Annotated in this window: 18 protein-coding genes and 1 tRNA gene; 4 read left to right on the top strand and 15 right to left on the bottom strand. The window is 43.5% G+C overall.

Features of this window, described 5'->3' with window-relative positions:
* Positions 1–5 precede the first annotated feature (5 nt).
* Positions 6–887: an aryl-sulfate sulfotransferase gene (locus HMPREF1535_RS01860; protein ID WP_007657533.1), complete on the top strand. Its 882-nt coding sequence runs from the start codon at positions 6–8 to the stop codon at positions 885–887.
* Positions 888–934: 47 nt separating this feature from the next.
* On the opposite strand, the gene HMPREF1535_RS01865 is transcribed toward HMPREF1535_RS01860, so the two are convergent.
* The 8 genes from HMPREF1535_RS01865 to HMPREF1535_RS01900 all read right to left on the bottom strand — a co-directional run bounded on the left by HMPREF1535_RS01865 (position 935) and on the right by HMPREF1535_RS01900 (position 15,768).
* Positions 935–1,008, bottom strand: a tRNA-Arg gene (locus tag HMPREF1535_RS01865).
* A gap of 67 nt (positions 1,009–1,075) precedes the next feature.
* A complete protein-coding gene (gene tamL / locus HMPREF1535_RS01870; protein WP_007657531.1) occupies positions 1,076–3,427 on the bottom strand; it encodes a translocation and assembly module lipoprotein TamL in 2,352 nt (783 codons plus the stop codon).
* A 169-nt stretch (positions 3,428–3,596) separates the two neighbouring features.
* Positions 3,597–9,176 (bottom strand): T9SS type A sorting domain-containing protein, encoded by a 5,580-nt coding sequence (locus tag HMPREF1535_RS01875; protein ID WP_046145127.1) that lies wholly within the window; start codon positions 9,174–9,176, stop codon positions 3,597–3,599.
* A gap of 160 nt (positions 9,177–9,336) precedes the next feature.
* Positions 9,337–10,701 (bottom strand): hypothetical protein, encoded by a 1,365-nt coding sequence (locus HMPREF1535_RS01880; RefSeq protein ID WP_046145128.1) that lies wholly within the window; start codon positions 10,699–10,701, stop codon positions 9,337–9,339.
* A complete protein-coding gene (locus HMPREF1535_RS01885) occupies positions 10,698–11,720 on the bottom strand; it encodes a FimB/Mfa2 family fimbrial subunit (protein ID WP_010802349.1) in 1,023 nt (340 codons plus the stop codon). The genes HMPREF1535_RS01880 and HMPREF1535_RS01885 overlap by 4 nt, the downstream gene beginning before the upstream one ends.
* A gap of 19 nt (positions 11,721–11,739) precedes the next feature.
* Positions 11,740–13,707 (bottom strand): Mfa1 family fimbria major subunit, encoded by a 1,968-nt coding sequence (locus HMPREF1535_RS01890; RefSeq protein ID WP_046145129.1) that lies wholly within the window; start codon positions 13,705–13,707, stop codon positions 11,740–11,742.
* Between the two features lie 23 nt (positions 13,708–13,730).
* Positions 13,731–15,161, bottom strand: a complete 1,431-nt coding sequence (locus tag HMPREF1535_RS01895; RefSeq protein WP_046145130.1) for a DUF3868 domain-containing protein — start codon at positions 15,159–15,161, stop codon at positions 13,731–13,733.
* A 13-nt stretch (positions 15,162–15,174) separates the two neighbouring features.
* Positions 15,175–15,768 (bottom strand): DUF3575 domain-containing protein, encoded by a 594-nt coding sequence (locus HMPREF1535_RS01900; RefSeq protein ID WP_046145131.1) that lies wholly within the window; start codon positions 15,766–15,768, stop codon positions 15,175–15,177.
* Between the two features lie 479 nt (positions 15,769–16,247).
* Between HMPREF1535_RS01900 and HMPREF1535_RS01905 the strand changes: the two genes are divergently transcribed.
* Positions 16,248–17,015: a TrmH family RNA methyltransferase gene (locus HMPREF1535_RS01905; RefSeq protein ID WP_046145132.1), complete on the top strand. Its 768-nt coding sequence runs from the start codon at positions 16,248–16,250 to the stop codon at positions 17,013–17,015.
* Here HMPREF1535_RS01905 and HMPREF1535_RS25275 read toward each other — a convergent pair.
* The 5 genes from HMPREF1535_RS25275 to ileS form a co-directional block, all read right to left on the bottom strand.
* On the bottom strand, positions 16,938–17,270 hold the full coding sequence (locus HMPREF1535_RS25275; RefSeq protein ID WP_007657513.1) for a hypothetical protein: 333 nt from the start codon (positions 17,268–17,270) through the stop codon (positions 16,938–16,940). The two genes, HMPREF1535_RS01905 and HMPREF1535_RS25275, sit on opposite strands and share 78 nt — an antisense overlap.
* Positions 17,271–17,278: 8 nt before the next feature.
* Positions 17,279–18,088, bottom strand: coding sequence for a DUF4296 domain-containing protein (locus tag HMPREF1535_RS01910; RefSeq protein ID WP_007657511.1), 810 nt, complete (start codon positions 18,086–18,088; stop codon positions 17,279–17,281).
* Positions 18,089–18,715, bottom strand: coding sequence for a lipoprotein signal peptidase (locus HMPREF1535_RS01915; RefSeq protein WP_007657509.1), 627 nt, complete (start codon positions 18,713–18,715; stop codon positions 18,089–18,091). It lies immediately after the preceding gene.
* Entirely contained in the window at positions 18,716–19,096 is a 381-nt protein-coding gene (locus tag HMPREF1535_RS01920; RefSeq protein ID WP_046145133.1) for a TraR/DksA family transcriptional regulator, read from the bottom strand.
* A 118-nt stretch (positions 19,097–19,214) separates the two neighbouring features.
* Complete coding sequence (gene ileS, locus HMPREF1535_RS01925) at positions 19,215–22,643, bottom strand: isoleucine--tRNA ligase (protein WP_046145134.1); 3,429 nt, start codon at positions 22,641–22,643, stop codon at positions 19,215–19,217.
* Between the two features lie 131 nt (positions 22,644–22,774).
* On the opposite strand from ileS, the gene HMPREF1535_RS01930 reads away from it, so the two are divergent.
* Both HMPREF1535_RS01930 and HMPREF1535_RS01935 read left to right on the top strand, forming a co-directional pair.
* Complete coding sequence (locus HMPREF1535_RS01930) at positions 22,775–23,044, top strand: DUF3791 domain-containing protein (protein WP_046145135.1); 270 nt, start codon at positions 22,775–22,777, stop codon at positions 23,042–23,044.
* A 51-nt stretch (positions 23,045–23,095) separates the two neighbouring features.
* Positions 23,096–23,305 (top strand): DUF3791 domain-containing protein, encoded by a 210-nt coding sequence (locus HMPREF1535_RS01935; protein WP_046145136.1) that lies wholly within the window; start codon positions 23,096–23,098, stop codon positions 23,303–23,305.
* A 6-nt stretch (positions 23,306–23,311) separates the two neighbouring features.
* On the opposite strand, the gene HMPREF1535_RS01940 is transcribed toward HMPREF1535_RS01935, so the two are convergent.
* Positions 23,312–24,202: a HEPN domain-containing protein gene (locus tag HMPREF1535_RS01940; RefSeq protein WP_046145137.1), complete on the bottom strand. Its 891-nt coding sequence runs from the start codon at positions 24,200–24,202 to the stop codon at positions 23,312–23,314.
* Positions 24,203–24,438: 236 nt separating this feature from the next.
* The gene (locus tag HMPREF1535_RS01945; RefSeq protein ID WP_046145138.1) at positions 24,439–26,514 is read right to left on the bottom strand and encodes a BT4734/BF3469 family protein; all 2,076 of its coding nucleotides are present in this window, start codon (positions 26,512–26,514) and stop codon (positions 24,439–24,441) included.
* Between the last annotated feature and the right edge of the window lie 76 nt (positions 26,515–26,590).

The raw sequence follows: 26,590 nt of genomic DNA on the forward strand, positions 1-26,590 counted from the left end.
AGATCATGAGAACCATTATTTATACACTCATTCTTTCTTGTATCTGTTGCCTGGCAACCGTGGCCCAGTGCGGGAATTTTGTTGGAGCAGACTATTCGCAAGGGATAGTGTTCATTATGGAAAACAACCGGATCGTCTGGCAGCATAAAGCTCCGGAATCGAATGACATCTGGGTATTACCCAACGGCAACCTGTTATTTTCAACCGGCAAAGGGGTACTGGAAATCACCCGTCAGAACGATACCATTTTTCATTATACTTCCGAAAGTCCGATCTTTGCCTGCCAGCGGTTGAAGAACGGAAATACGTTTATCGGAGAATGTAATGCCGGACGTCTGCTGGAAGTATCTCCCGATGGGAATATCGTCAGTGATATATGCATTTTACCGGAAGGCGTTTCAGACGGGACATTTGCTTTTATGCGCAATGCCCGGAAACTGGATAACGGACATTATCTGGTCGCTCATTACGGCGATGAATGTGTTAAAGAATATGACCAGGCAGGTAAAGTTGTCTGGCAGGTACAGATACCCGGTGGCCCTCATTCCGTAATCCGGCTGCCGGATGGACACACATTGGTCGCTGTTGCTGATAAGACACAAAACCCCCGCATCGTGGAGCTAGACAAACAAGGTAAAACCGTTTGGGAAATATCCAACAAGGATATTCCCGGTAAACCGTTGAAGTTTCTGGGAGGCATGCAATATTTCCTGGACGGGCGTCTGTTGTTTACCAACTGGGTAGGACATGTCAACCCAGAACAACGGAACCATCTGTTTCTGGTAGACAGGGAGAAAAATATTCTTTGTACAGTAGAGAACCGGGAAGGAATACAAACCATGTCATCTGTATTCAGCCTCGATGAGAACGGGAAATCGTACCATTAACACCAAAACAGGCGGTCATCAATCACTGATAACCGCCTGTTTTTATGTGATCGGGCTGGGATTCGAACCCAGGACCCACAGCTTAGAAGGCTGTTGCTCTATCCAGCTGAGCTACCTGACCATCCTTATTTGCGGTGCAAAGGTAGCATTAATATTTATATTTGCAAACAGGAAAGTCTTTTTTTTCATCAGAAGGGATATCCTACTGCAAAATGCCAGGCAAAATTATTCTTTAAATTGGGATTCAGAATAGCCCACCGATCTTTTCCACGTACCTGTGGATTATAGGCTTTCATACCTGTATCGAAACGAATCAGGAAGAAATCGAAATCCAGACGCAATCCCAAACCATAAGATACGGCTATTTCTTTATAGAAACGGGAGAAATCGAAGTTTCCATCTTTATGATCCTTATCCGGCTTCATCATCCAGACATTTCCTGCATCGACATAAGCCGCCAGTTCAAATTTCCAGAACATCTTGGTCCGGTATTCCAGATTCAAGTCCAAACGGATATCCCCGACCTGGTCGGCAAACGATGTAACAGAGTCTGCCAGCATTCCTCCCGGTCCCAATGACCGGACAGACCATCCGCGGACGCTGTTCGCCCCACCGGAAAAATAACGCCGCTCAAAAGGCAGCATCTTCGCATTTCCATAAGGATAACCGACACCTACTCCCACATGAAATGCGATCTTATTACGGCTATCCAATACATAACTTTTACTGAAATCAACATCCCCCTTTACAAACTGTGAGTAGTTAATTCCAAACAGATTATACAATCCGTCTTTATCTTTCTTTGCATTCGTTATCTTGGAAAACGCATACAACAGATTTCCGGCCATCTCAAAGGATACACGCAAAGAATGTGTATTCCTCAAACGGTTCTGAGGATTATAATTCGTAAATGAATAGGTATAACCGGAACCAACGACAAACTGGTCCGTAAAATTATATATCCGGGTAGAGTTTGGCAAACTCTCTTCAAAATCATGATCGATCTTCGGCAAATGCACATAATCGATATCCAGCAATTTAAATACATGCCGTGCTTGTGTATTCGAGCGTTCCTGCCAGATATAACTCCATCCGCCGGAAAGGATCGCACGTCTGTACTCCGGACGTGTCTGAATACCGTAACTGACCTTCAACTCCGTAGAAGCACGCACCCTTCGTTTGAAACTTTCATTGACAAAGGGAAACAGAAAACGGGGAAACAAAACAGACGCTTCCGCTCCAACTTCCCAATAACTGCCGCCCGCCGAACTCTTGGATAAAGCCTCATAGGCTCCACGCACTTTCGTTGATAAAATCTCCGAGCCTCTGAACAGATTCCTGTGTTGGTAACTCACACTGGAAGCAAAACCGAAATCACCAGCCGAGTTCGTTCCTTCCAGGTCAACACCAAAACCTTGTAACTTTGCCGGAGAAGTCAGGATGGTACAATTCAACATCATCGTGTCGCGTTCTTCCACTTCCGTAAAACGTATATTTACATTCCTCAATGCACGGAGAGCGGCAAACGAAGAGTAAGTTTGTTCAACAGCCCGTTCGTTAAATAACCTGCCGGGAGTTATATAAGTACTTCTACGTAAAACATTTGGGCGGATAGTTCTACCATTCTCTCCGTAGAGAATCTGTAAATCTCCTGCTTTCACCGTATCGGCAGAAGCAAACGATAAGTCACTCTGCGTCTGATTCAGCGGATCATAATCTGTCACAATCGTTACATCTTTGATGTAATATTGGCGATGCAGAGTATCGACAACAGAACCGTCCGGCTTTAATTTACGGTAAGGTTTAAGAACCATATCCAAATCCACAATATTCCTATTGTAGGAACTATCTGCCAGATAAGCCAGGTAATCACGGTTAAATGCATAATATCCTCTTCTACGGAGCAATGTCGTGATGCGTTGCCGCTCCTTATCCAGTATATCCCTGTCAAACAGGGAACTGTCTTTCACCAAAGAGGTATAGTCTTCCGGATATACCCGAAAAGCCGAAGAGGCAGCCGAACGCTTGGGGGCTTTCAAATGGGCAATACTGTCAATCTTCGAATCATCCAGTTCCATCGTATAATTATGTATCCGGTAAGGCTCATTCGAATTAATCTTATAAATGACAACCGCCTTCTTCTGCCGCGAAGTATCTATCTCGGCCGAGACTTCCGCATTCACGTATCCTTTATTGATAAAGAACCGCCTCAACTCATCCGTCGATTGCTCCACCAATGTAGTATCCAGAATAACAGGCGGCTCCCCGATCCGGCGAAGCTGCTTGCTGAGCCAACGTTTTTCATTCCGGCCCGACCAGTCATAAACAAAAAGTTGCCATTTCATCAATCCGAACACTTTAAAGTTCGGTTGCTGTCTAAGATATGGCTTCAGCTCATTTGTTTTATAAGATTTATTATCGGAGACAATCTCTACTTTATCCAGCAGATATTCACCGTCACCGACATATTTCGTCGTACTACAGGCGGCCAGCATCCAAACAAGGCATATGAAATATAGTATATGGAGGATTCCCTTCATTATTCGAGCTTTTACGCACGCAAATGTAGCTGAAATTATTCAGAAAGGCAACTAGTCGATACAAGATACAATAAAGGGAATGCCTTTTTGAATAAAAAAATGGCGGCCATTAATAATATGACCGCCATTCAGTTACAAATATCTATGAAGATTTATATTGTATCCACAATTACTTAACCTCCATTTTTTCCGAACATACCTGTGTTACACTTTCGGCTTTGACGATATAAATGCCGGGAGCCAAGTCTTTGACATAGACCGTCTGCATATTCAGATTATCCAAATAGCGCAAACGCTGTCCGGAGACGCTATAGACGGAGATCCGGGTAAGCGGATCAACCGATGAAACCACAATCTGACCGTTTCCATTGGCATAACATACAATCTCGTTGCGAACGATCACCTCGTTCGACGTAGCGATCGAGCCATTCAGGAAGTAGCGTCCGGAAGTATTGCCGGAGACAGTCAGGGTCAAACCGTCAGTCACCGGATAAACCTTGCCACTCTGCTTGTCTACTAATGTAACATTCTGCATATCTCCCGACAGCTTGAAACTCAGTTCTACCGGAGAAGCATCTTTACCATAGATACCGACCGGAATATCTTTCAGTTCCGGCGTCACGTTGATAGCCGTCATCTGATTACCGGCAAGCGTATACACTTGCGGAGCGGCGACTTCCTCATTGATCAGCAAGGCTGCATCTTCACCTTCTATATAGCTGTCTGATGCTGTAACAAGACCTGCCACAAGCGCAGTGTTATGTACACCACCACGGCTGGCTGTGATACGCAATTGAGGCAATGTCTTTTCTGATGCCGCAGCAGTAGCGGAACGCAAGCCGACTTTCTTTCCTGAGGTGGGGGCCTTGGCTATCATAGCAGTAGTAAATACAGCATTTTTCAAATCATTTTTAATAAATGATTGAAGAGGAGCTACATATTTTGAGTCGTAATCACTATCCGTAGATAAGTTATACTCGGCACCAGCGATATTAGTTATCGTAGTATTACCATTTAAAATATAATATGTACTACCCGATTCGTTCTCTTTTATGAATTCTGACATATCCAAATGTGACATAAACGGATTTCCAAACATACCGGTTGTTTGAACAGTCAAAGATTCTTTCTCATCCGGACTAAAATAGAAACGACCATTCTTCTCTGTCCGATTTTTAGAGATATCTATATAGTAGTCTTTAATATTACCATCATTACTATAATAATAATACTTTGAATCTTCTTTCGGCAAACGGAATAACACTTTTTCCTTTCTATTCAGGAACTTAGTCGAAACTTTTGTCCCAATAGAGAAACCGTGCCCTGGAGCAAACGAGACATTCACATCGTTATACAGATTCGACCAATTACCTTTAACAGCATATTCAACCGGTTTATCTTTAGGATAAACAACTGTTACAGAAGAATTATTCCAACCGCGCATATAGACAGCAGGATTCCAACGGGTATAATCTGTATTGTTTAGATATTCAATCTCATTAAACGCCGGAGTCTCCTGTCGTGCATATCTGCCGATATTGTTCTCAACTGTCCCTGTCGGCAAATACATATCTCCCGAAACAACACCTTTCAAAGGTGAAGCAAGCATATACCAACGGTTCGGATCCATTTCGTAGTCTACATGAGCTTTATTGTAGGTCAGGTATTCCGTATGCAGGATTTCCGATTCAGGCTTGATGTAAATTTCGTCGCAAGCGTTGCCGTAGAAACGGACACAGGCGAAAGAATGTTCAGATAGTGCATTAACCGGTTTTCGGTTTAGTTCCACTTCAAAAGCCGGATCAGCCAACAAGTCATATTCGATGTTTTTAGTGGCAGCACCGATTTCATCCGATACATTTATACCAGGCATCATATTCAACAAGACGTTTTCAGGATCTTTTTTCTGGTCACCGGTATTCTTCTCCAGCTTGTATAGATGAGGATAAGCGGCATAAGCAGCCCCCTTATCCCCATAAGAATAAGAACCATCTTTTTCTTCTACTGTAGCTTTGCCATGAATTGTCACTTTCGTGAAACGCATCGGAGTGTAAGCTTCGGGATGTGTGCCATTGGCCTCGGCTGCTACTTTATCACCTAATATATAAAGCTCTGCATTTGTAGAACGTCTCCAATGATTCAGGTCGTCATTATTCCAGTTATGCTTTGTCTTTTCACTACCTACCCAAGTCACGTATTCCGGTACGATTTTGAGGGTAAGTTTAAAAGAATTTTCGTAAGCTATTTTGTCTACATTATCCTTATAAATTACAGCGTATGGTATATCAACCATATACCAGAAGCCTTCACGGAAATTACCGATAGCCTTGTCTGTAAATCTAATCTCGAAATAATTCTCCTTCCAATTAGCAGTAGTATTTTTATCTACAAGCTTATCCAATGTCGCAATTACAAGATCTTGATTGTTTACAAACTCCTTATCAGCAGTCCGGACTACTTTTATATCCGCATTATTTTTATTCTTAGAGAATATTCTATTTGCCTTTCCCGAATTCCGGAAATGAATAGGAATACGCAACGTTCCATTATTCTTCACCATCTCCCGAATCTGAACCAAGCCAACACGAACCGAACGAACATACGAACCGGTCTCCGGATCTTTATCCGGTTGAGGGTTATCGGGATCATCAGGATCTTCCGGATCGAGTTCTGGTACATCCGGATCACCCGGCGTAATTGTCGGAGGTGTTCCACCTAATTTGATCACTACAGGCTCCGTGCAATACAAATCACTTTCAATTTCCTCACCGGTTGTTGGATCCTTTTGTTTAGCTCGTGCCAGACCAACTACAGATTGGTATCCTCCAACCATCTCGTAATCAAAAGAAGAAGCTTCTAAAACAAACAAACCTTTAGGAGTACTTTTACTATAGAAACCATATTTATCTTGTAAAGCTTCTTTCAAAATATCTCTATTATTGCTTGCATTAGTTGAAATCTCACTTAAGGCTCCCCATATCGAATAAGATTTTCCATCTACCTCTACTGTTAATTTTTTAGCCTCTTCCAGAGTTCCAATAAACCAGTCGAAGCTGGCATTTTCCAATATATTCCATTTATCGTCTTTGAAATATTGAAAATTACCGACAATACGATACGTATTTTCTTGTTCTACATCTTCTTCCGATATTTCAGTTTGCGTATCATCCGAACCATATATTTTAAAGCGATCTTCTGCAACCGATATCTCAAACGGATCTCCAATCAAAGCACAAGCATCACATACAGGCGATATCTCCCCAGCTCCATTACCTATCGGTTGTGATGAAATTCTAGCTATATACTTCTTACTCTTAAAATATTGACCGATTTCCAGAGACATAGAATAGATTTTATCTGTATTATCTTTTTGTTCAGAACCAAAAGATGAATAATCAACCCATCCCATGTCTTCCTTACGTGTGGAAAGATAAGATACACGACAATACTCAGGTTCTCCATCACCGTTATAATCTATTTTGAGAGGCTCATTCTTATTTTCAGAGTCATAAATAGAATAATAAATCTTTGTGAAGTAATTTTCTACAGCACCTTTCGGATCATCCTTGTAGTGTGCTTTTATATATTCAACTAACGCCTTCGGCAATGATTTTTCATCCCATACGACATCTCGATTCACACCCGATACCGGTTCACCTTTCGCCAGTCCCATTACATCTATTATATTGCTATAACTTGTCACAAACCGGACCTCTTTTAACTCCGTATCACACAAATCTCCAGCTTGAACAATTCCCACTTCCGGTTTTCTTTTGAAGATACGGATATCATCAATAGCATAGTCGGCCCCATCAGTATGAGGCTCGTTGTTTTGAACTTCCAAACGAAAATCAGAGCATCCAGCGATCTTTTCTTCTGAAACAACGAACTTATAATGAAATTGCTGCCATTGCATAAGATACGTATTAAAGACTTTCGCTCGATCATCCGGAGTATCTAATTTTGCTCCATCATAACTTGTTTTTGCATCTCCTGTTGTAAATCGGTGAAGAACAACTTCTTCTCCAATTTGGTTTGTTGCTTTAAATAGTATATTCAAATTAGGAGCTAAAGGAAGATATTTGTTTGGATCCCATCCATTAGCCTTAGGACGTGTCATATCTGCTAACCAACCAGTTACAGTCAACTCCGTATTTCCACAAATAGTTCCATCTATAGGTACAGAAACCAACATGCCGGGTTCATCTGTAGCATCGATATAATAAAAATAACCATGTTTACCTTCGACTTCATAAGTTCGGTCAAACAATTCAAGATTGTCATACATTGTTCCACTACCTGCTATACGAGGAGTTATCCACTTATAATATCTTTTTACATCTCCACTAACGTAACAATCCCCTTGATCTTTAGAGTTTTCTGCATTTGCACTTCTAAATAAACCATACATACCGGGATATGAAGTCCAGCATTTATCTTTATTATCTAATAAAGACGCACCATCTTTACGTATAAAGCCATAACTTGTTCGAGCTTCACTTACAGAACCGACTGGTCTACTTGACATATTTTCTCCCGGAGCTATTGTCGTCAGTAATTCTTCATTTTTTTCTTTTTGATCAAAATCAACAATCCCTATCTGCTCATATTTCTCTGTATTTCCTCTAGGCCATCTGTCATCATCTTTACCTTTATCCAAATCATCTTCCAACTTGAACTCGGCATTCTCAATCGGCCGAAATTTGAATGTCGCTAAAACATGGCTTACTTCATTTGAATGTATTGAACATTCCGCTTTGACTTCAACTATATTCTCCTTATCTGTATGTAAGTCTTTTATTTCTATTTTTTGAGTCTGTTGAAATTTCAACTTAGCATTTCTGGTTACAAGATGGAACGGTTGAAATTCACCTTCACCATTTATTCGATATAAAAATTGGGTTCCTTGATGGATAGTAGTACCTGTTTTCCAAAAATAATTATCCGGTGCATAAGGCATCGACAAATTTATTGATGTAGTTTTATCAGGGAAATATATATCGTAAATTTCACTTTCCCCACTAAAAGCTGGACACTCTTCCGCCTTTTTAATTACATACTTATATCGTTTCAACAAGGTAGGTTCTTGATATGTACCAACAATGTCAGAACTACTATTAGATGTCCAAACCCCATTCTGATAAACACTCACATCACAATATATAACATCCCCTTCGGTATAGTTAGAAGGTAATGTATATGCAATAGTAGAGGCATCAATACCTAATCCTCTTTTCCCATCAATTGGAGATATAACATTATTTATTTTTAATCTATTCGACCAGAGCAAACCTTGAGTCTCTTTTACTTTGACAAAAAAATCTTTCGTTGTATATTGATTTGTATTTGCACCTTCAATGACAACGGTTGTCCCTTGTCCAATCGATCCGCCTCGATTTGAAGCATCGATATTATTAACAGTAATGCTTTCATGCTTAATTACACCGGGGGTTCCTCCATTACTGTTTAACACATACCAATGTACAAACCAATTATAAGAATCATCACCATCTGACCTATTATTGATACTCAACTCAGGAAGTGACAACACACGTTGTTTATTTGGATCAACATAAATTATCTTCTCTTCCGTATGTACTTCATCATGGTCGTTATCATTCCATGTAAGGCTGATCATCGGTTTCGAATCCGTCTGCCCCAAAGCCGTCCATCCCCCACCAACCTGCAGAGCGAACGACAAGAGTAACATTCGCAGCCATCTGTCATATTTTATTTTATTTCGTTTCATCGTATTCTAATTTAGTTATAACATCAGTTATTTTTATCTTTTGAACTGCTTATCGAGTAACCCTTCATTTACTCGACAAGCAGACGTACGTCTGTTCGATGAACAGGAGCCCATCTGTTCGATAAGCAGACGCCCGCCTGTTCAACGAGCAGACGGACTCCTATTTCATGTTGAATATTTCCTCAAATTTCAGAGTAACTGGAAAAACAGATACCACCTGACCGTTGCTTGTTGCTTTCAACTTAAAGCTAAGGCTCTTTCCATTATCAGCATATCCAACCATACAACCCTTTATCGTCTTACCTGTTAATTCTAACTGTTCTATTAACAAATCAGAATTTTCAACATCTATGATTGACCATTGGATATCATTCGGTACAGTCAATTGATTTTCCGGCGATTTCAACATTCCGATTTCAAGAGTAAACGGACCGCCACCATACAACGTTCCGCTCAAACCTTCCATCACATTCGACGTTATCACTGGATAACCACCGATCGGCGGATTTTCACCTTCTAACTTCAAAGTCAACGTGTAACCACAAACCCACAGATTCAGATTCCAGATATGATTACGTTTTACTTCCGTGTTTTTAGTATTTTTTGTTCCACTATGCATATCGGCAGCATGAAATAGCGTTGTCCCCTTACTTGTCGTTTTAAAACCAAGCCGGAAACCTTTTGCCTGAGTTGTCTCAAAAACATACATCCAGTCGGAGGTATATTCTTCCAGCTCATTCCCCATCGGTTGCAGCGTTTTTGTCACCGCAGGTAAAAAACTCACATCACTTTTTTCATACCAATCCTTAATAGCCCTACCAAACAAAAGCGTTCTATTATTAAAAGAACCAAATGTAAGGCCATCCAACTGTAACTCGTGACTTGTGGCATTAGCCACCTTCACCTGCAAACGACTCACTAAACGGGTAAGTTCGATTCTTTTCTTTACCGAAGAAGAAACCTCCCACGTTTCAGCGTAACTCATCGGAAGATAAACTCCATTCCCCGGGTTAAAACCACCTTCAGGCCAGGAGACATCTTCCGGTAGCTTCGGCATCTCGTCACCCTCTTTTGCCTCGATAGCAGCTTTCAGCGTCTCATTCTTCAGCGACTCCCAATTGGCTAAGGCATAAATTCGTTTCGTACCTTTGGGCAACCGGAACTCTTCGGAACTCCAACTTGTCAGTTCACCCTCTTTAGCCTTTTCATCATTAGTCAAATCGGGCAAAAACTTCTTCTCAATCTTTTGGGTAGAATTATTGACAATCAGCACGGCCAGCGAATGAATCTGTTCACCCGGCAAAGCATTCTTGTCTTCTCTTTCTACCTCCTCACCTTCGTCAGCTTTCGTTTGCAACGAGGGCGCAACATCCGCTATGCCCACTTGCAAATCCACCTCCACCATTTCGGGAAGGTCCAGGTCGCCGGAGCCACCCTTCTCGCCACTCACACAACCGAAGGCGAGAAAAGCAAGCAGGCAGACAACCGCTGACAGGTTCCTATATGGATTCAATCGACCTTTCATAATGTCATCTCCTCATTTCCAAGTGTCAAGTCTTCCAAACGAACAATCCAGTCATCAACGATCACTTCAAGACAGTGTGCCCGTCCGCCGACGATGTCGACGTATGCGGTGATCACATATTCGTCTTGCCGATCCAAATACTCCTGTCCCGGTAGTTTATGAGATGCTATCTGTGTCAATTTCAGGAGTTCCGTGAGACTGACGTTGATAAACGGCGTCTTCTCACTCGCATAACGGATACGAAGCGTACCGGTAGTGTTGTCGATCAAACGAAGTGTATTCAATTCCGTACAAACAGCCTCATACTTAATCGTTTCGTTACCGGAGGCTTTCACTTCCTCTACCTGTTGCAAATAAGGCAACCAGGTGATTCGTGTAGGAGAGACCGGTTCATTGTGCGCATCAAGATCGCCGTTTGTGGTAGTAACAGCAAAGTCGAATGCATCCGACGTCAGTTTCGTTCCCCGGTTGGCATCGATCAGTATGAAACGTATCTTATTGGTATTCTTTACCAATGGGAACTCGGTATCGGTAGTACCTCCGATAGGTATCGTATATTCCAATTCCCCTTGAAAAAGACCGGACAATTCGCGATCGACACGATTTTCCACCATTTGTACCGACATACGGAAGTCATCGATAGAAGAACCGGGGGCCGGTTCCGTCCACGTATAATCCTGAGCGTTCAAACCGGCCCAAGCCAACAGGCGGTAATCGCCCGGGGCAAGTTCGCTCAGATCCACTTCGTTCTTTTTTAACTCTTCCCCCTCAATCAGGCGAGATGAAAGAAACTTGCCATCAGCACTATAAATATACAAACGAACATTTTTTGCTGCCTCCTGATTCTCCATTTCATAGGCAAATGCATCGGCATGTTTGATATTATGCCGGTAAACAAAACGGAGTGTATGCCGGCAAAGAGGTAGTTCATCATGGATATAATCGCATGAAGCCAACCCGGCCAGGCACAACAGTACCAGTACCGGGAAAAAGATATATTTTGTTGTTATTGATTTCATCGTTTTCTTATTTTAACGGTTAGAAATAAAACGTTTCAGGGTCGATTATCAACCAAGGTTTCACAACCACCTCGATCTGGATAAGCGGATCGGTATCCGGGTCATCAGGATCATCCGGTCCGGGTGGCGTTGGTGGATTATCCGGATCATCAGGCCCTGGTGGCGTCGGTGGGTTATCCGGATCGTCCGGGCCGGGAGGTGTAGGAGGATTGTCCGGGTCATCCGGACCGGGAGGTGTCGGATCGACAGGTTCCGGATCGAACGGCGGTTCGTATGGGATATCATGTCCCAGGCCATAAATGTCACTAAGACGCAATTTGTAAACATTATTACGCACAATCGCATATTCCATAATCCCTTTTGATGGATCATTGTTGTTAGAATGACGAATCCAGTGAGTATAATAGCAAACTCCATCAGCATACGTATGTAGTCTGTAACGCGCCAACAATCGGCGAGTGTCCTTGCCATTCAGATTAATAATGGATGTACCGTTCGTACCCAACGAGTACCCAAAGGTGACATACATATAATTATTCCAGGACAACTGGTAGGCTTCTGCTTCGGTCAAACGGTCGGTTGCCGTCTTGCCTTTTGCCTTCTGAGTAAGAAAACGACGGTAACCCACCGGATCGTTTTCCTTTAACTCCTTCGTCAACTTCTCGACATCGCCCCAAGTCTTACCGGCAAAATCATAGCCGACCACATTCGTGCCGTTACCTGTAAATGCGGCCATAACAGCTTCCGCCGAGTTGTATATAACGCCTTTGTATGCAAAGAACGTGAACGGTGTTCCATCCAAGCCCGTCCGTTCGATCGCTTTACCGGAAACCGGATCATAAACAATGCATTTCTTAGGTCCATAAGAAGCTTTAAATACGACTCCCGTATTGATGTAAGGCGATTGTTCCGCCTTTGCCACCGTATTTTCTTTCGTGTAACCCACACGGTACCAGTCACCCACACGTTCACCCAAACCGGGAGCAAACTTCCAGTTGGATACCGATGTACCGTAGCTCGTAAAATAGTTTTCATAAAGTGAAGCAAGCGGTTGTCCGGAACCGGAAGGCTGTTCCGGATTAAAAACGCGACGATCCACATTGGCCAGCGTCTTCTTGCGACTCCACGGATCCAGCACGTAGTTGGTCTGGTGATCGCCCCATTCAGGTAATTCCAAGCCGAGGTATTTAAGCGTACTTTCCGCACCGTACGAACCGTCCGATGCTGCACCTATCACTCGTTTGAGCATATAGGAACCGGCATCCAGTTTGTTCACGATCAAAGCCCCGGTAATGGAAACCTGGGCCTCGCCGGCTGTCTTGTCCGTCACATCATAATATTTGTGTACCAATTGATAATCGATGCGTGCCGCATGACGTTCCACCTCAACTGTGGCAGAAGCCGGATTATCGATCGTATTCTCACCACAGATATACACTTGTGTGTCCAAATGACCATCCGAAGCCATCACAAAACGAGAATATTTTCCTCCATTCTCCGTCCAGGCGCGCTTTTGCAAATAGTCACGCACACCGCCGAGCGTCATTCCCTGAAGCTGCGAACGTATGTTGCCGGTGTTGGTAATGACCAACAAGTCATACCAACCACCCGGAAGCCCCACTAATACTGGTTCGGTGCGATTATCACCCTCCATGGCGTCACGATCCAGATACATAATTTTATCTATCGGGGTCGAGGCAGGAGAATTCACACCGTCTGTCCCTTGATAAAAGAGTAGCATCAGATCGTCGATGCGCGTCTCGTAGTCCTGTCCCGGCTCATAGCCGTCACCATTCTCGCCACCGGTGGGGTTTGAACGGGTTAAGTGTTTGGCTTCCGGACTACTGATAGTCAGACGAAGGTAGTTTTCCACCACCACATCCTCCTCTCCGTCATCACGGTTCAAATGAACTTCGTCAGTACAGCCAACCTGCATAAAACAGGTTGCCATACAGACGTATAAAAGATATTTATAGGCTATGTTCATAATCAATCATTTTTTGACGTTTTTCATTCTTCACGTTTTGCTTTGATCTGTTCGAGGTTTGCCTGGGCTGCTTTTCCTGTCACCGGACTATTCTGCAACGTATTCAAGATCTTTTCCGCACCGTCCAGATCGCCGCGAAGCATCAGAATAGATGCACGTGCCAACTGTTTCTCATCTCCTTCGGCTGCTTTCTGAAGGTAACGTTCGGCTTGATCCAACTGGCCTCTTTGAATAGCAGTGTTGGCAGCATTCAGGTTCGATACCGGATCTTCCGGGAACATGCGGACAGCAATTTCGAACACTTCGTTATATTTCTCACTTCCAGCCTCATAACTTTGAGCCACCATAAACATTTCATTCAGACTCAACTGCTTCGGATCAGTATAGATAAGCGACCGGGCTTCTTCGGCTGTGAAATTGCGGATGTTATACTTCACCACATAGTCCGAATGGCGTAACGCCGGATAAACATCCCTGAGCAAAATTTTATAAGAGTTACCACCATTCAAGACTTTCAACTTCTGTTCCTTCTTATCGAGGTCGCGTGGTTCCTGATCACGAATAATAGCCAGCAACTCAGCTTTGTCCGGTAAATTCATTTCTTCCAGACGCTTTTCCAATCCTTCCCAGTCTTCCGGTTCGAAATCTACGCTGAATGTAGCATGTTCGAAACGATAAAGACTTTTCACGTAGTCGCGCAAGGCCTTGGCACGGTTTTCCGCTAAATATGTGTTATTGGCGTATGAGCCTTCGGGAGAAGCAAAACCTTTGATCCACACCTCCGTGATGGTAGCATACGGATCGTCTTTCACGGACTCGACCGTTGCACGGATAGCTGCCAGCTCACGCGGATTGTTTCGGTAGTCGGGATAAATCGTTATTTTGTTAACCGGGAAATCCAAAAATGCTTTTCCCTCGATCGAACGCGCCTTGACCGCCTCGGCTTCAGGCGTACGATAGGCAAGCAACGGTCTCAAAACAACCGGCTCTGACAAATTGATCGGAAAGAGTGGAGAACGGTCGTTCTGCAACGCTTCCCAACCACAACCGCAGAGGTCGGTTACGAGAGCCACTTCCGACTTCTTCATCCAAGGCGCCATTGGTGTGCGAGTGGTGTATTCGAAGAATTGTTCCTCACCATTATTACGACGCAGTTCATATTCCCCGTGTGTCGAATAAGTACGCCCTGTGCGGTCGTACAAAATATGACGATCGCGACCATTGAGAATAACCGGTGTCAAAGGGCGGATACTATCCCCCGAAACAACCACCGGTGTGCATACCAGACTACGGTCAGCAGGAACCTTCACTTTACCAAAATCGAACGTCATACCAATAATCAACGCATTGTCCGATTTCTCTACAATCTTATCCTTTACTTTAATCTCCTGTGCCTGCAAAGCAGTTGCCGCCAGCAGACTCGTTACTATAAGTATATGTTTGTTCATTTTCATAAGGCGGCGAAAATTAAAATTGATAAATCAGGTTAATTGCAGCCTGTGTTGGACCGAAATAATGTTTCTTGACGTATTCCTGACGACGACCGCAGTTTGTACAGGGGTATTTCTCCGATTCGAGATAGAGATATCCCACACCGACCGTCGCTTCCAGATTCCAATGCTTGGAAAGCAACCATGAATAACCGTAGCTAACTCCTACTCCTGCTCCCCAACCTTGATGGCGCTCATTCTCGGTACCCAGTATTTTGATGTCCGATACATTATATAATATGTAAGGGACATGCAGACCGATGAAATGTTTGTAAGAAGTTTCACAAAACCAATAACGCAACTCCGGATGGAGTCGCCAATGCTTAAGAGATTTACCATAACTACCATCCTCTTTCTTTCCGTCGAACGGATTCAGACCGGTTTCTATATCCAATGACCAATGACGTGCCAGACGGAATTCAATTCCGGCATTGAAAGTTGCCATCGCTCCCCAATACGGAATATTCGTTTTCAGACCGACGACTGATCCTTTCTGACCACTCAATCTATCCTGTGCATAAAACGACAATGGAATCACAAACAGGAAGATCATGATAACAAGTTTTCTCATCATACTTTTTGTTTTTAGTTATTTTGTTTTATTCGTTTATTATCCTCTTCACATCGCTATCAATCTATTCATTTCATTCATATCCAAACTACATGCATTAGGGTTACATGTAAATTAAGTAAATAAAATATATATAATTTTTTGCTGTGCATACAGCAAAAAACCCTCATGAGGGTTTTTTGCTGTGCATACAGCAAAAAACCCTCATGAGGGTTACTGGATTTATCCATCAATACTAATTTTTCGAAAACTTCGCCTTAAAATTATAAATTATAAAAAGCAATTATTCCAAATACCATCAATTTCAAGACATATGGTATTATAATAGGGAAATTTGTTCCTTCATTAGTTCACAAAGGCAATAGACACAATCCTCATAAAAGAAGAATTATAATGTATTTACCTTATATCCACTTTTCAATGAAATGTAACTGAAATTAAATAAATTCCTGTACTTTTGCTTTGTAAAAAAAGTAAAGATGCTGAGTAAGTCTAAAATAAAACAGATCCGTTCACTGGAATTAAAGAAGTTTCGCAACGAGTTAAATGCATTTGTTGCCGAAGGAAATAAGTTGGTGGCAGACATGTTACATGCATTCGAATGCGACCTGCTGATAGCCAAACCGTCATGGATGGCAACACAAGGCGACATTCCCGCTAAGGAGTTGCTGGAAGCTGATGATGACGATATACGGAAAGCCAGTTTCCTGAAAAACCCGCAGGATGTACTGGCCGTCTTCAAACGTCCGACCTGGTCATTGGATGATACCGACCCCAAAAAACAGTTAATCCTTGCCCTCGACGGGATACAAGACCCCGGCAATCTCGGTACGATCATACGGCTGGCCGACTGGTTCGGCATCGAACATATTATTTGTAGCCAGGACACCGCCGACGTATTCAGTCCCAAAACGGTACAAGCCACTATGGGGGCTCTCGTCCATGTAAAAGTACATTATACGGATTTGCACGACTACCTGAAAAAACAGGCAGAACAACAAATCCCGTTATACGGAACGTTTCTTGACGGAGAAAATATGTACGCGAAAGAATTATCGGAAACAGGTATCATCATCATGGGAAATGAAGGAAACGGTATCCGCCCCGAGATAGAAACGCTTGTCAATGAAAAATTATACATACCTAACTATCCACAGGACAGGGAAACATCAGAGTCGCTGAACGTAGCAATCGCCACTGCTGTAGTCTGCGCCGAGTTCAGGCGTCGTCGGGGAAATGCTGGGTAAATGACAGACTTGTACCAGAGAGTCTATGGTTACTGAATCCGTAACAGCCAGCCATTCCGCTAAAGAAGAAACTCCAACCGGAGGAAAAGTAATATCTGACGGTACCGGCAATAAAGTACCGTCATAAAATTCTGTATTCGCAATCTCCTGTACCAGAGGATACACACCGGTCAAACGTCCCTTCGCATCCAACTCAAGATAATGCATACGGTACCATTTACGCCAATATATATAATGCGAAGCAATCCTGCGCATATTTTGATCTAATTCTTTATAGAGTCCTTACGTGCAACTTGTATGGAGTCCTTTTCCGGTAACCGACCGTAGTTATACCGCATCAGGCTCAAACTATCCACATAAATTTTGAAATAAGAGGTGGAATCATCCTTTCCGTTCAGGCGGATAAAACCATACACGCTCTTTACCTGTTTGGTAGGCAAAGTCCTTAACGTTGTTTCATGATAACCGTCGCGAAGAATTTTGTCGTTTACGGTAATAATCGTATCTCCCTGATTGGCGCTCAGACGGATCTCCGGACGATTCTTCATCGCATCGTTCAATCCCCAGACGCGCATTCCCAATACAAACGTACTGCCGGACGGATAGTTGGTTTCCGGTTTAATATCGACCGCTATCCCGTTAAACAGGGCATTCGGTTCTAAGGTAAGATAAGTAAGACGCGGCCAGATATCTACCGAATCCTGTTTAGATACAGGGGCGGCATTTGCCTGCACATCTCCCAGCGCCTTTTGCCGTTCATTCAGTTCGGCCAGTACCAAGTCGTAGACCTGCATGTACACATCCAGGTTACGCCCATACCAGACCAGCGAACTGTCATAAACAGCCTGTTCTATTTTATGCTTGCGGAATACAGACTGGTAAAGCGCTTCTTTCTCAGCATCGTCGCTATACTTTTTATAATCCGTGCTGATCATAGCTTCAGCCAGTTGCATATCGATCAGGACAGCCTTCATTTCCTTTTCCGACAAAATACCATCAGGCACCTTACTACAGGAAACCAACAAAGCTGCCGTCAACAATGCGACACCATATCTGCGCAATTTATTCCGCATTTATTTATTACTTTCTTTTTCTTTAGAGAGACTGGCCGACAAGGTATGCCGGTAAAATATCAATAATAAGAAAACACCTACGCAGATTGCTGAATCCGCCAGGTTGAAGATAGGACGGAAAAAGACGAACTCCTCCCCACCCCAGATAGGAAGCCAGTCAGGCAATACCGTCTGAATCAACGGGAAGTAAAACATATCCACTACTTTCCCGTGCAGCCATCCCGCATATCCTCCGCCCGCAGGCATAAAAGATGCGATCTGACCGAAACTATGATCAAATACCACTCCATAAAATACGGAGTCGATAATATTACCGATTGCTCCTGCAAATATCAACGAGACACAAGCAATAAAACCGAAATTATATTTGTCCTTTACAAGCTTATACAGGTAATAACCGATAAAGCCGACCGCCACAATGCGGAATATCGACAAAAACAACTTACCTATTACTTCTATACCGAAAGCCATTCCCGGATTCTCGGTAAAATAGAGATAAAACCACGGGGTAATCTCTATACTCTCATGCAACTGCATGTGTGTCTTGATCCAAATTTTGAGAGCCTGGTCAAGAATAAGGAGCAGCATTATAATCAACACTGCTCCCCAACCTTTAGAAAATTTCATTTATCTCTTACCTCCTTGTTTTGCTTCGATACTCAAAGTAGCATGAGGAACGGCACGCAGTCTTTCCTTCGGGATCAGTTTACCCGTTTCACGACAAATGCCATACGTTTTATTTTCTATACGGATCAAAGCAGCCTGTAAGTTCTGTATGAACTTCATCTGGCGTTGTGCCAAACGTCCGGCCTCTTCCTTCGACAAAGTTGCGGCACCTTCTTCCAACACCTTAAATGTTGGTGATGTATCAGCCACATCGTTACCATCAGAATTGGTTACACCCGATCTCAACAACTCGTAATCCTTCTTGGCTACATCCAACTTCTCTAAAATAATGGCGCGGAACTCCTCGAGTTCAGCATCCGAATATCTAGTCTTTTCTGCCATGGTTCATTTAATTTTAGGTTCCACAATTCATAATATATATCAGGCGACCAAGTCGCAGTCCAAATATACGATAATATTTATATGCAACAAGGGACGCCTTTCTTTTTTATAGAAAAAATCACTCTTTTTCGATTCGTACCGACAGATTGAAATCTTCGAAATCAAGGACGGTCGCATCGCTTATGGCATGTTCCGTTATTTCAACAGATACAGCCAGCACCTGGTTCGCAATGTACTCATTAAATTCCTTAATTGCGTCATCCATCTCATCGGTCGAAAGAACGGTCACGACAATCTTATCGGTGATATCGTAACCGTTGCTCTTACGCAGGTTCTGGATACGGTTTACCAATTCGCGTGCCAAACCTTCCTTACGCAGGCTTTCAGTGACTGTGATATCAAGAGCTACAGTCAGACGGCCTTCATTGGCAACCAACCAACCCGGGATATCTTCCGAGATAATTTCAACATCAGCCCGTTCGATAGTTGCTTCCTGTCCTTCCACATTCAGCATGAATGTTCCGGCAGCTTCGAATGCAAGGATATCCTCCTGACTCATGCTTTGGATAGCGGCAGCCAGACTCTTCATGATCTTACCGTAACGCGGGCCTAACTTCTTAAAGTCCGGCTTGATACGTTTTACCAGGATTCCGGCAGCGTTATCGACAAACTTCAGTTCCTTCACATTCACTTCGTTCAGGATCAGGTTCTTCACAGCTTCGATACTTTCCTGCTGATGGGCATCCATAACCGGCACCATAATGGTCTGGAGCGGCTGACGAACTTTGATATTCACTTTACGACGCAAAGCCAGCACCATGGACGATACATCCTGCGCCATCTTCATACGTTCTTCCAGATCCTTATCGATCAATGCTTCGTCATATTTCGGGAAATCGGATAAGTGAACAGACTCAACCGTCTCACGTCCGGTTACAGCAATCAGGTCGCAGAACAACTGATCGGCATAGAACGGAGCAATCGGAGCCATCAACTTGGCTATCGTTTCCAGGCAAGTATATAATGTCTGGTAAGCCGACAACTTATCGGTTGTCATACCACCACCCCAGAAACGGCGACGGTTCAGACGTACATACCAGTTACTCAGGTTATCGTTTACAAATTCGGAGATAGCACGTCCCGCACGGGTCGGTTCGTAGGTATCATAGAATCCGTCCACATCTTTCACCAATGTATTCAGCAAAGAAAGAATCCAGCAGTCGATCTCCGGGCGTTCGTTCAGAGGAACATCCGGTTCCGAATAATCGAAGCCGTCCACATTTGCATACAGTGAGAAGAATGAATAGGTATTATATAATGTACCGAAGAACTTACGGCGCACTTCATCCATTCCGTCAATATCGAACTTGATGTTATCCCAAGGAGATGCATTCGTAATCATATACCAACGCAACGGGTCGGAACCATATTGTTCGATTGTAGAGAACGGATCGACCGCATTTCCCAGACGTTTGGACATCTTATTTCCATTCTTGTCCAGTACTAGACCGTTGGAAACAACCGCTTTATAAGCCACGCTATCGAATACCATTGTTGCCAGCGCATGCAGGGTAAAGAACCAACCACGTGTCTGGTCGACACCTTCCGCGATAAAGTCGGCCGGATAAACCGTACGGTTATCCAGTATTTCCTTATTCTCGAACGGATAATGGATCTGGGCATAAGGCATCGCACCCGAGTCGAACCAAACATCGATCAGGTCGGTTTCCCGTTTCATCGGCTTACCACTTTCAGAAACCAGAATTACCTCATCCACATACGGACGGTGCAAGTCGATCTTTTCGTAATTATCCTTATTGTATTCACCCGGATTGAAGCCTTTATCCTTATATGGATTGCTTTCCATGAATCCGGCTTTAACAGCCTTTTCTATTTCGTTGTACAGTTCTTCCACCGAACCGATACATTTTTCTTCCGTTCCGTCTTCCGTACGCCAGATTGGTAACGGGGTACCCCAATAACGGCTACGGCTCAGGTTCCAGTCCTGAAGGTTTTCCAACCATTTGCCGAAACGTCCCGTACCGGTGCTCTGCGGCTTCCAATTGATTGTATTATTCAGTTCGATCATACGATCACGACAGGCTGTTGTGCGGATAAACCAGCTATCCAACGGATAATACAACACCGGTTTGTCGGTACGCCAGCAGTGCGGGTAATTGTGTACATGCTTTTCGATGCGGAACACGCGGTTCTGCACTTTCAGCATCATACATATTTCGATATCCAATGTTTCGTCTTTGTCTGTCTTTTCCGGATCGTACGCATTCTTTACGAACTTACCCTGCCACGGATCGTAATCGGCAGCGTTCATATGAGCCTGTACATACTCCGGATCCAGATCTTCCAGCAGATAGAACTTACCGGTCATATCCACCATCGGACGTCTGTTGCCATCCTTGTCGATCATCATCAACGGAGGAACGCCAGCTGCCTTAGCCACACGGTCGTCATCCGCACCGAAAGTCGGAGCGATATGTACGATACCCGTACCGTCTTCGGTTGTTACATAATCACCCGTAATTACACGGAAAGCACCTTCGCCCGGATTTACCCAGGGAATCAGCTGTTCATAATGCATGCCAGCCAATTCCGGTCCTTTCCATTCGCCAACCACCTTAAACGGAATCAGCTTATCTCCTATCTTATAATCAGACAGTTCCAGACCGGCAGCTTTCGGATTGAAATGTGCATCCATCAAATCCTTTGCCAACACGACAGTCATCGGCATACCGGTATACGGATTGTACGTCTGAACAGCCACATAAGTGATATTCGGACCTACGCAAAGAGCCGTATTTGAAGGCAATGTCCACGGAGTAGTCGTCCATGCCAGGAAGAATGCATCACCGAACTGTGCCATTTCGGGCTTCGGATCGAGGATATGGAATTGTGCCGTACAGGTCGTATCCTTCACATCGCGATAGCATCCCGGCTGGTTCAACTCGTGTGAGCTAAGACCTGTTCCGGCTGCCGGCGAATACGGTTGGATCGTATATCCTTTGTACAGCAAACCTTTCTTATATAATTCTTTCAGCAGATACCACAGCGTTTCGATGTAACGGTTATCGTAGGTGATATACGGATTTTCCATATCCACCCAGTAGCCCATCTTATCGGTGAGGTCTTCCCATTCTTTGGTAAACTTCATCACATCGCGGCGGCAAGCTGCATTATAGTCAGCGACAGAAATCTTCTTGCCGATATCTTCCTTGGTTATACCCATGGATTTCTCCACGCCCAACTCAACCGGCAGGCCGTGCGTATCCCATCCCGCCTTACGGTTGACCAGGAATCCTTTCATGGTCTTGTAACGGCAGAAAATGTCCTTAATCGAACGGGCAATAACGTGGTGAATACCCGGCATACCATTTGCAGAAGGCGGTCCTTCGTAAAATACAAATGAGGGGTATCCTTCGCGGATTTCAAGACTCTTGTGGAAGATGTCTCCATCCTGCCACTTCTTCAGCACCTCTTTATTGACATTCGATAAGTCAAACTTAGAATATTCGGCAAATTTCTTACTCATTTCGCGTTATATTTATCTTTCTTCTAAAAATGCCGCAAAGTTAGTGATTTAATTCTAATTAGAAAAAACATATTTCTCTTTTGCGCTTTTATTAGTATCTTTGTAATGCAGATAAGTATATAGAATGAAATATGCAACAAGAAGCAACACATATATTCCGAGCGATAGACGATAAACTCATGGAGTTTGTGGTTTTTGCCATCGAAAGTGCAGCACAAAAAACTGGTATTCCTGCCCCAGTCCTTTATAATCGATTAGAAAAGGTCGATCTCATCACCCGTTACCTTATCGAGGGATATGACATGCTTCATACTCAAAGTCGGGAATACATTGCGGACACATTGATAGAAGCTCTGGATAATTGGGAAAGATATTATAAAGAAAAAGAGAAACAATCATGAAAGTCTTTCACGGAAGTACAGCGGAAACACAAACGCTTAAATAAACAAACTATGATAGATGTTTTAGTATGGAATAAATACAGTCGGATTGTGATGCAACTAGCTAAACAACTAAAAGTTTCTCCCGTAAAAGCATTGCATCTATTCTATAATAGTAATATATATGCTCTCTTACTTAATAAAGAATATCCTTTAATAACGATGAGCGATGCATATATTACCGATGAAATCATAATCGAATTGCAGCAACAACAAACCTGACAAGTTTCACAAAACTTTCTCCGCATACTCCTTAATCTTCGATTCACAAATCCGTTTTGTTATATCCCTTAACAATTCTACTTTCGGAGTTAGTTGATCGATATCTTTTTTGGTAACGACAAAATGCGGATTGTACCGGGCATCCACATAAGCAGCCTTTAATAAAGTAAAAAGCCGTTTTTCTTCAAGTGTATCTTGTGGAAATACCGTTTTCAGATCTTCAGAATAGCTTCTAACTGATGAAGACAATTTTGATAGATTGTGCTGTTTGTTATTGCGCAAGGTATAAGTCAATCGGATCGCATAATAATAGTTCTCACAGGCTTGATGAAGATAAAACGAAGCTCTTTTATAATTTCCTCTATTAAACGCATTGATTGTATCTACTAAAAATTCATTCGCTTCATTTAATTTTTCATCAAAATATTCCTGCGCCTGTTCCTTTATCTCTGCATAATTTAGTTTCCGGCGGCGAGCCAGTTTGTATTTACCGCTATTATACAGAACAATTCCTTCCTGTTTAATCTGTGTATAGAAATATCGTCCCTCCTCCAGGTACTTATTTACTATCTTAATATCATCATTGATAAACTGGACAGGAGTATCCCGGTCAAAATCCTTTCCGGAAAAAAATATATCTTCCACGTTATCCAGAACAGTCTCAGCCTTTTTACTATTGATACCACTGGTTATCACATAGATATCATAATCGGATATTTTGACGGTAGGAATACCGCCATCTTCAATCCGTATGCTACGGCGTACATAATTTCCTCTTGCATAGCTACCATACAGAATAATAAACTCCACCTGAGGTAGCCTTTTCAGTATCTCATTAACCAGAAAGTTTAAATCTTCCTGCTTGTCCTTGGGTAAATAAGCTATCGAGTCTTTCATTATGCCTTTATTATTATGTACGATAATATCTACAAAAGTACAAAAAGTTTACTGCCGTAACTAATCAAACTTACATACATTCATTTTTTCTGAAACTACAATACAGTTATAAACCATCCGCTTGCTCTATGCCATATATGCCGAATAAAAGTTTTCCCATTTTTTCCTTCATTTATTCATCTGCAAAGCTATAACACTAAAAATAAACGCCTTGCAGATGAACAAAATGAAGAATATCATCCGATCTCCTCTACATGATACAAATTTCCACGCAAAGCGTGGCGAGAAGGATAGTTATTTCGGCGCAGCAAACGGCCAAAGCCATTGATCGTTGTGTTACTGAAACTAAGGCGGCTACGCTTACGGATATGTTGCATGATCTCAGCTACTGATAACCAATCGCCTCCATCTTCCCCAACAGGAACGGCACGAAAATACTGCAACAACAACTGCTCTTCCACCGGCACTTGCTCAAATGCCTCATTCTGCCGAGTAACAGCCAGTTCCTCTTCATGCGTAAACCAATAACGTTCGCCTGCCCGCAACAAATAAATGGCCTGAGCATATAGCTGGTCATGGTCAACCAAATAGCGGCGGTCGATCTCCCCTTTAATTTCAACACAAAGGAAACGACGGCTACCGGTCGGATCGGATAACAGGTCCATATTATTACAAGTCCCGACAAATCCGGCATACCGTTTCAACACCCGAACACTCGATTTATAAGGCTTGCGGGTATTCACCTCCGGCTTCTGAAGCAGATGTTTCAGGAAAGACTGGCGGGAAGCCCCCACCGAATCGAACTCATCGATATTGATCAGGGCAAATCGATGCAGCATCAGTTCGGCGTCACGGCGATTCCCAAAATCAATGCTATCCGTATAAAAGTCGCGCAGAACAGGCGGCAACAGATTACGGCACCAGGTAGACTTTCCACATCCCTGCTCACCCACCAGCAAAGGCAAGACACTGTTGGCATACACGCTACTCATCTGTTTCCATTGGGCAACCAGCCCCAAAAACCAGCGATAAAAATGATTGCGCCACAGTTTCGACGATGTCGGCACGGTATCCGCCAATGCACGGATATGATCTTTCCCATCCCATTCGGGCAAATGATCCAAATAATCATCCAGCGGATTGAACAGCGGTATCTTATTGGAATAGATATAGCGTTTCACATCGCGATCCCATAAATCAAGTCCTTCGGCTTGTGCATGCAAAGAGATCGTATTGAGCACCTCCTCTGTGACCGGGAAAAAATCATAATAATAGGAACGCCGCTCGCGATACTCCACCTCCCCTTTCAACTCATTCCGTCGCAATTCATACCGTCGTTTCATAAACTCTTCCATCCGGAGCACCAGATTCTGGCAAGCCGGCATCACCGGACCAACACCATAATATTTATCCAGCAGATAGGCATTATGCACAGCCGCCCGCAATTCCGTTTCACTACGCCGGAAGTGCATGTTCGCATACGACCATTTCAGCACATCTTCCTCCGGTATGCCTGCCCGCAGGCAATTCTCTGCCAAACGGACCAACAACGTGTCCTCTTCCGCATCCCCCAGTTCCTTTTTCACCTCCTCTATCGCCTTTTTCAGAGCTACCTGATAGAGCAGATAAACAGAACTACTACGTTCGTGCCCCGCCTCCATCCGCTGAAGCGGCAACGGTTCTTGCTGTTTCACGTCGCGAAAAGTCGGTTCGCCAGGCATTTGCAAAGGCTGTTCGAGTGTTGCCGGAACAGCCGCCGGATTATAATAAAGATCGGGATCATAGGAGATACGGCAAGACTGCTCTATAACCGGTTGCCGGAAAGCGATATCCCGCTGCAATTGCATCCGGTAATAATTGAGTGCCAATTGGTAAGCATGTGCATGAAACCACCCCGCCAGTTCACAGTTACGAGGCAAAGAACCGTCCGGCAATGTAAAAGGTACAACAATCTTCACACTTTTACGGCTTGAGCCGATAAAAGCAAGCAGTGTTTGCAGCGAACCGGCTGCCTTCCGTCGCACCTCCGTCGCCTCCGTATACCCGGACAGATTACCGACTTCGAGAAGGACAAGACCATTGTAGGCTGCCATTTTCATCTCTCCGTTCTTCTTCCGGTATTCGGCACCAAAAACAATCCGGGGCAGTTTACTTGCCGCCGGACAAGGACAACCCGGAGGAGTATCCTCCGGGTTGTCCCGGAATTCTTCTACTGCACGACCGGACGCACGGTCCTTCATCGTATCGACTAATTCACTAAGCGAAAAGGTTTTAACGGACTTACTTCCGTCTTTATACTGTGTTATATTCATTTGCTTGTAATTTAAGGTGTATTTTCTGTTTAAAGATAAGAAAAAAAGCTATGGACAACAAGGTTTCTATCGATTA

The sequence above is a fragment of the Parabacteroides goldsteinii DSM 19448 = WAL 12034 genome (genome assembly GCF_000969835.1).
Lineage (GTDB): Bacteria > Bacteroidota > Bacteroidia > Bacteroidales > Tannerellaceae > Parabacteroides > Parabacteroides goldsteinii.